A 7,101-nucleotide genomic window follows, 5' to 3' on the forward strand; every position below is an offset into this window, starting at 1 on the left:
GCGGGAACCAGCCCCTTACGGCGTGCAACGCGCATGTCGGTGCTGAGGCCAATGATTCCTTTGTATCGGGAGGGATCTTGTGCCGCGAGGCGACTGAAGATGCCAATCTCGACGGAGGTGCCGTCATCTACCTGGGTGCCGTCAAGCCAAGCCAGGACCGCGTTCGCCCCCATCACACCAGCAAGATCCACGGCGTAGACCTCGTCTGCGGTGGAGTCACCATCGGAGCGCTGGAACTTCTGTTCGGCGAACTGCTCGTGCGGCACGAACACCTCAAAGCCCTCGGTTCGCAACCGGGCGGCAATTGTGTCGAGGAATCCGCGCTCGGCATCGCTAAAGAGTGGTCCGGCGAGATAGATCTTCATAGCGCCAGTATTGCGCACGCGCCACGCCTCCTGGCAGAGCGTTGCGGGTGCGGGGTAACCTAAGCGCACTGGCAACACCGCCAGAGAGGCGCAGAGGAGGTCCCATGAGCGACGAACAGAAGGTCAAGATCACCGTCAAGGACAACGGCTCACTCCGTGTCGAGGGCGACTTCACCATCGTTGACGTTGAAGGGAACGAGATTCCGCACGAGGGTCCAGCCGCCGGCCTCTGCCGTTGCGGCCACTCTGCCAACAAGCCCTTCTGCGACGGCTCCCATAAGGAGCGCTTCGAGAGCGTTGTTCGCGCGCCTAAGGCGTAACGCTCGCCGCTAGGAGCGGCGCAGGGCGGCGCGGCCGCGGAGCATCGCGAGCGCTGGGAACACGATGAGCGCTGCGCCGAGTAGGCCAAGCGCGGTGTAGCTCGCCGCGGCAACAACAATCCCCGAGCCGAGTGCGGCTGCGGCGGCCGAACTCCAGATCATGGCGTCGGTCGCCCCTTGCAGCGTGGTGCGCTCGGCGCCGTCGAGCCCCTCGGTGAGGAGCGCGGAGCCGGCGACGAATCCAAAGTTCCAGCCGACACCAAGCAAGAAGAGGGCGGCAAAGAGGATCGTGCCGCCATCTGGCGGCGCCACTGCGGCGAGCACCGAGGCGAAGGCGCTCAACGCGAGTCCCACCGCGATGATGGCCGGGGTACCGAATCGGCCGGCGAGTCGGCCCGAGATTGGCGAGAAGGCGAACATGCCGAATGTATGGCCGCTAATGACTAGTCCAACAGCATCGAGTCCGTGGCCATGCTCGGTCATATGCAGCGGCGTCATCGTCATCACTAGCACCATCACCACCTGCCCAATAATCAGCGCCACAACGGCGGCAAGGATGCGGGGACGCGCGAGCATCTCGCCGAGTGACGCGCTGGCGCGGCCGATGGTGCTCGCACGCGCAGGTGCAAGGGTGGCTGGATCAGGGCGCAAGGTAACGAGGGTAAGGATCGCCGCTGCGGTAACGAAGAGGATCGGTACGCCATAGACGCCCGCAAGGCGTGGCAGGTTGAACCCTTCGGCAATGTTCCCCGAGAGGGTGACCAGGTTCGGCCCAACGATAGAGCCGAGCGTTGAGCCCCACACAACAAGGCCGATCGCTGAGGCGCGTCCCGTCTCCGGGTACATGTCGGCGGCGGTGTATCGCGAGAGTTGATTGGCAGCATTGGCGCAGCCCATCGCCGCAGTGGCAACGATAAAGAGCGGGAACGAGGAGAGCACCACGGCGGCGCCAGCGCCGAGCGCACCAGCGGCACCGATGCCATAGCCGAGCACGAGCCCGGCGCGGCGACCGTAATGCACCATGAAGCGCGAGAGCAGCTGCGAGGCGGCGGCGGAGCCGAGCACGATCGTGGCGCCAGGGAGCCCAGCGAAACTGGATCCACCGGACAACTGCTTGGCCACAATCGTGGCGATGGTGATGGCGGCGATGTAGCCGGTGCTCCCGAGACCAACGCCTAGGACGAGCGAGGTCTCTAGGCGACGACGCGTGACCGCGACGGTCATGCCGACGGTGCGGTAGCGAGCGCCTCGTAGATTAGCTGGAAGATTTCGGCGGACTTCGGCTCGTACGCCACCAGGGCGTTCGGCTTCTCCTTCTTCGACTGCACGATCGGTCGCTCGTCGACCACGGTCATGCCGCGGGTGAATTCACCGTGCAGCTCAATGCTGACGTGCTTCTCACGCAGTTCAAAGAGGTGCGGGTGCGTAACGGCAAAGATCGCGCACGGGTCGTGCAGCGGGCCGCCGTAGGTGCCGTGCTGCACGCCGTAGGTCGTTGAGAAAAAGTCGAGTAGCTCTGCAGCGAACTTCGCGCTCGGCGTGCCGAGGGCTAGAACGCGCTGCACGAACTCTTTGGTGATCACCACCTGGTGCGTCGTGTTGAGGCCGACCATCTTCAGCGGGCCGCCGTAGTTGAAGACGGTCGAGGCGGCCTCGGGGTCGGCCCAGATGTTGAACTCGCCGTGTGTTGTGTGGTTGCCGTGCAGGTTGCCACCACCCATTAGCGAGATGCCCGCGATGCGCTTCCCGAGATCCGGAGCGGCGCGCAGGGCGAGGGCAATGTTTGTGAGCGGGCCGAGTGGCGCGAGCCAGACCCCTTCGCCTTCGTGCTTACGCACGAGTTCGATGATGGCTTCGACTGCGCCCATCTTCTCCGCGCTTCGGCGCACTGGCGGCAGCTCCGGGCCACCAAGGCCCGACTCACCATGAATATGTGGGGCGTTGCGCGGCGGTGCGACAAGTGGGCGATCTGCACCAGCGAAGACGGGGGCACCGATGCCAAAGACGTCGCAGGCGATCAGCGCGTTCGGCAGCGTTCGCGAGAGGGGCGCATTGCCGTGGACGGCGGTGGTGCCGATCAGATTGGCGTAGTGATTCGCCACAATCAACGCGAACACGTCATCGTGCCCTGGGTCGCAGTCGACGATCATCGTGGGGCGCTTGGCGGCGGTACTCATGCGGGAACCTTAGCGCACCCGACCCTCCCCCCGTGCTCCATACTGCAGGCATGAAGAGCACCCCCCGCCAGGCGAGTGAGACCCCGTTTCGTCCCGAGATTGAGGGGCTGCGCGGTCTTGCCGTGGGGTTGGTGGTGGCGGCGCACGCCGGACTGCAGATCCCTGGTGCTGCACTCGGACCCGACATCTTCTTCGCCCTCTCGGGGTACCTGATCGTGGGGATCCTGCTCCGCCGCCTCGAGGCGGGAAACGGGATCGGATTTCGCGAATTTTACGCGCGGCGCATTCGACGCATCGCCCCCGCCCTTGCCGCAACGATCCTGTTGACCGTTGCCGTTGTCGCCCTGCTCAATGACCCGACGACCCTGGCACGCACCGCAAAGGATGGCGCCGCCGCACTTGCGGGTGCCGCGAACATCTCGTTTGGCCTGCAGGCGGTCGATTACTTCGGGAGCACCGAGCCATCACCGCTGCTGCCGCTCTGGTCCATTGGCGTTGAGGAGCAGTTCTACCTACTGGTGCCGCTCCTGCTCGGCATCGCCTGGAAGATTGGCCAGCGTCGCGCGATTCTGATCACCCTCGCCGTGATCGCCATCGGCTCCACCGCCGCTGCGGCACTACTGACCCCAATGGAACCGATCTGGGCCTACTACCTGCTGCCAACACGCGCCTATGGCCTCGCCGCTGGCGGCCTGCTCGCGCTACTCGAAACGCGCATGATCGCGAGCAACGCGCTGCGGCGCATTCCACTTGCCCCTATCGGTCTAGCGCTCATCGTGGCACTCACCCTCCTCCTCCCTGGCGAAGAGGGGTACCCCGGTCTTGCTGGCCCGCTCTCGGGCCTAGCTTCAGCGGCGCTCGTTGGCGGCATGGCGACGATCGGGCTGCGTGGCACCGTGAGCGCGACCGGCGGCCGAGCCATGCGCGCACTCTTCTCGATCGCGCCGCTGCGCGCCGCTGGGCGCATTAGCTATAGCCTCTACCTTGTGCACTGGCCAATCTTGATCCTGCCCACCTACTTCGGCGTTGCGATGACGCCAACCACCACCATCACCGCCGTTGCTGCCGGAGTGCTCGTCGCAACCCTCATGTACCGCTTCATAGAACAGCCGTTCCGCAAGGGGTTTGCGCTGAGCCTGGTGCCTGGCACGGTGCTGCGCCGGGGCGGAGTGCTTCTCTTCAGCTTGGTCATCGCACTTGCAGGTATTGGTATCGCACCAGACATCGCCTCCGCAGACCCCGGTGCAAGCGATGATCCAAGTATCAGCGTAATAAGCCCATCGCCAAGCGCTTCAAGAGCCCCTGCAAGCTCCTCACCCACTCCGTGGGCTCCAATCTCGATTGGCGGCACGAGTGTCTATCAGCTCACGGGCGCAGTCCCTGCGAACGTCAAGCCGACGCTCGGGCGAGCGGCGGGCGATGCCGACACTGTGCTGAATAAGGGATGCAGTCGAGACCATTATGGCGAAACGGTGCCCGTCTGTTACTACGGCAAGAAGGGGGGCCTACGCATCGTCATCTTGGGCGATAGCCACGCTCTGCACTGGATGCCCGCACTTGATCTCATCGGCAAGGCATATAACTACGAGATCATTCCAGTCGCAAAAGTGAACTGCGTCTTCATGGATGTGAAGCTCTACGCCTATCGGCTAGGTCACTCGTACACCTCGTGTACGAAGTGGCGGCTGAATGCCATCGACAAGATCAAACAACTGAAGCCGGCACTCATCATCCTCTCGCAAACCGAGGCGCGAGAAGAGGGGAAACCCAATGAGAAGCGGCCGCAATACTACGCGGACGCGATTGGCCGCATGCTCGACAAGCTCCCCTTCCCACTGCTTATATTCGCAGAGACACCGAATGGCGACATCAATGTTCCAACCTGCCTTGCACGAAACAAGGGCAACGTTGCAAAGTGCGTCACGAAGAAACCCGACGTTTATCCTGCGTGGGGTTACGGACGAGACTTGCTACTTGCACAGCAGCGCAACTTGCCGCTCTTTGATTTCACGGGAGCTCTCTGCCCTGGCGATCGTTGTGCACCAATCATTGACGGACGCATCGTGTTTCACGACAATCACCATCTCACCGCGACGATGGCGAAGTACTTGGCCACACCTATCGGCGTGGCGCTCGCTCAGGTGATTGCAAACCTGCCGCGCTAAAGGGCGAGCGACTCCCCCGCCACGAGCTGTCGGCGCGGACCGCCACGGAGCAGATGCGCCACTCCATCACCCACCACTCGCCACTCCGTCGCACCGCTCCATCGCACGAGTGCGGTTAGGTTCTCAATCCCTACGAGGTGCTTGGTCGAATCCGGGGCACCCTTGACCGCGAGCTCAAAGAGTCGATTGAAGTGTGGAATCACCTGAATGCCGGGGAGCAGATCGAAGCCAGCAACCGGGGCGCGAGACCCGAAGCGGAAGGTGGGCACGGTAGTGCCGAGCACCATCGCGCCAGCACTGCACCCGGCGAGCGCTCCGCCGCTCCGCACATGCGCCATGATCGCGTCACCAACGAGCGACCCCACGAGGGTCGCCGCGAGATATCCAGGGTTCCCACCCGACAAATAGATCAGGCCGGCCTCGGCTACGCGAGCTGCGAGGGCTACGTCGTTGGCATGCTCTCGCGTGAACACCGGCAAGAAACTTGTAGGACCACCGATTCGTTCGCCCTGCGCCGCGCCTAACTCGCGCCAAAAGGTCAGGCTCTTCTCCCCCTCCTGCCCAGCCGCTGTAGCGAGCTGCAGGTAGTGGCGTGGCTTCCCCCGACGCACTGCATCATCAAGAAGCTGCCCTTCGAAGGCGGCCATCGCGGGGAGATACTCCCCCGAGCCCACGAGCGCAATCGCGCCAAGGCCGCCTTTCACCGGGTGGACAACACGTTCAGTCATGGAGTGCCTCTACCTGCGTCGTACGAGTCGCAGTGCACCCGTCGACCAGAGTGCCCACAACACCAGAACGGGCTGAAAGAGGAGGCGCACGACCCGAGCTGTGTCCGTATTCAAGCCGAATGCGTCGATCCGATTCACGAACTGGTTGATATTGCCTGGGAAGATCGCAACGAAGAAAAGAGCGGCAACCAGTCCAACGTGGGCGCGAAAACGCCAAAGCGTCAGGAGTGAGAGCCCGAGCAGGATTTCGACGACTCCAGATGCAAGCACCACAAAGTCGGGATCGAGCGGCAGCCAGGTGGGCACCTGTGCCTGGAACTCCAGACGATTCACGGTGAGATGGCTGTAACCGGCAGAGGTGAGGAAGAGTCCGAGTCCGACTTGACTGACGACGCGCAAAGCTCTGGGAACCTTACGGGCCACACTGTTCTCGGATGGCTGACCTGTTCTTAATGCCTTCATGCGCACAGTCTACGCGGAAAGAACCTGCAAGACCGTTAGAAACAGCACCGCCCCCACCAGGTGGTGGAGGCGGTGTGATCAGCGCACAACTATGGAGTAAGAGCGCGCGTTGGCCACGGCCAACGCGGCGCTTAGTCCTGCGGGAGTTTAATGATGTCCCTCTTTGACATCGTCAGATAGATCACCGTACCGAGGATGGCGCTTAGAAACACGATGCTCGTGCCGACGGTGCCGATCCCCAGCCCACCGTTATCCGGCGACTGAGCCAAGAGGTCGCCGAGAGACGCACCGAGCGGTCGCGTCACAATGTACGCAAACCAGAAGGCGATCACCCCGTTCAGCTTGAGATACCTGTGGGCCAGCGCGACGGCCGCAATCAGTGCAGCAAAGGTCACCGCGGAGAGAAAGTACCCAAGGGCCAGAGTTTCAGCCGCAAGGTCGCCCGCAGCCGTACCCAGAGCGAAGGTAAAGAGGATTACCACCCAATAGAACGCCTCGCGGCGTGCGGTAAAGATTGAGTGGATGGAGAGCGTCCCCTCGCTTCGATACCAGGCCGCAAAGCTCACCGTGAGGGCAACCGCGAAAACACCTGTCGTCATTGCAAGCTCCACACCAAGGTTATCGGTGAGATTGTCCGTAATAAGTGTTCCGACGATGCTGATTAGCACCACCGCAAGCCAGTAGAGGCTCGGCACGTATCGCTTCGCGCGCAACTGAAAGAAGAGGGCAACGATCAGGAGCGAGCCCATGATCAGCGTAAGGTTCGTCAGGCCGAGATCAAAGTTGGTGTTGAGGAAATCGGCAAACGTTTCACCAACGGTGGTGCAGAGCACCTTAATCACCCAGAAGTAGAGGGTGACCTCCGGAACTTTGCTGAACACGTT

At 62.6% G+C, this 7,101-nt stretch carries 8 protein-coding genes; 2 read left to right on the forward strand and 6 right to left on the reverse strand.

The window, feature by feature from the left end; translation table 11 throughout:
- Positions 1-365 (reverse strand): nucleoside 2-deoxyribosyltransferase (locus tag AC3LCN_RS05570; RefSeq protein WP_488649078.1); only part of this gene is annotated, 365 nt, incomplete at its 3' end.
- 104 nt (positions 366-469) lie between these two features.
- Between AC3LCN_RS05570 and AC3LCN_RS05575 the strand changes: the two genes are divergently transcribed.
- Positions 470-685: a CDGSH iron-sulfur domain-containing protein gene (locus AC3LCN_RS05575; protein ID WP_488649079.1), complete on the forward strand. Its 216-nt coding sequence runs from the start codon at positions 470-472 to the stop codon at positions 683-685.
- A gap of 9 nt (positions 686-694) precedes the next feature.
- Here the strand turns inward: AC3LCN_RS05575 and AC3LCN_RS05580 are convergent, their stop codons facing one another.
- Together AC3LCN_RS05580 and AC3LCN_RS05585 are read right to left on the reverse strand one after the other, a co-directional pair.
- Positions 695-1,909, reverse strand: a complete 1,215-nt coding sequence (locus AC3LCN_RS05580) for an MFS transporter (protein WP_488649080.1) — start codon at positions 1,907-1,909, stop codon at positions 695-697.
- On the reverse strand, positions 1,906-2,862 hold the full coding sequence (locus AC3LCN_RS05585; RefSeq protein WP_488649081.1) for a nucleoside hydrolase: 957 nt from the start codon (positions 2,860-2,862) through the stop codon (positions 1,906-1,908). The genes AC3LCN_RS05580 and AC3LCN_RS05585 overlap by 4 nt, the downstream gene beginning before the upstream one ends.
- Positions 2,863-2,912: 50 nt before the next feature.
- Between AC3LCN_RS05585 and AC3LCN_RS05590 the strand changes: the two genes are divergently transcribed.
- Positions 2,913-5,027 (forward strand): acyltransferase family protein, encoded by a 2,115-nt coding sequence (locus AC3LCN_RS05590; protein ID WP_488649082.1) that lies wholly within the window; start codon positions 2,913-2,915, stop codon positions 5,025-5,027.
- Here AC3LCN_RS05590 and AC3LCN_RS05595 read toward each other — a convergent pair.
- The 3 genes from AC3LCN_RS05595 to AC3LCN_RS05605 form a co-directional block, all read right to left on the reverse strand.
- Positions 5,024-5,755 (reverse strand): Type 1 glutamine amidotransferase-like domain-containing protein, encoded by a 732-nt coding sequence (locus tag AC3LCN_RS05595; protein ID WP_488649083.1) that lies wholly within the window; start codon positions 5,753-5,755, stop codon positions 5,024-5,026. The two genes, AC3LCN_RS05590 and AC3LCN_RS05595, sit on opposite strands and share 4 nt — an antisense overlap.
- A gap of 9 nt (positions 5,756-5,764) precedes the next feature.
- Positions 5,765-6,217 carry a DoxX family protein gene (locus AC3LCN_RS05600; protein WP_488649084.1) on the reverse strand — a complete coding sequence of 151 codons (453 nt, stop codon included), beginning with the start codon at positions 6,215-6,217 and terminating at the stop codon, positions 5,765-5,767.
- 131 nt (positions 6,218-6,348) lie between these two features.
- A complete protein-coding gene (locus AC3LCN_RS05605; protein WP_488649085.1) occupies positions 6,349-7,098 on the reverse strand; it encodes a COG4705 family protein in 750 nt (249 codons plus the stop codon).
- Positions 7,099-7,101: the final 3 nt, after the last annotated feature.

The sequence above is a fragment of the Candidatus Limnocylindrus sp. genome (assembly GCF_040397215.1).
Taxonomy (GTDB): Bacteria; Chloroflexota; Limnocylindria; order Limnocylindrales; family Limnocylindraceae; genus Limnocylindrus.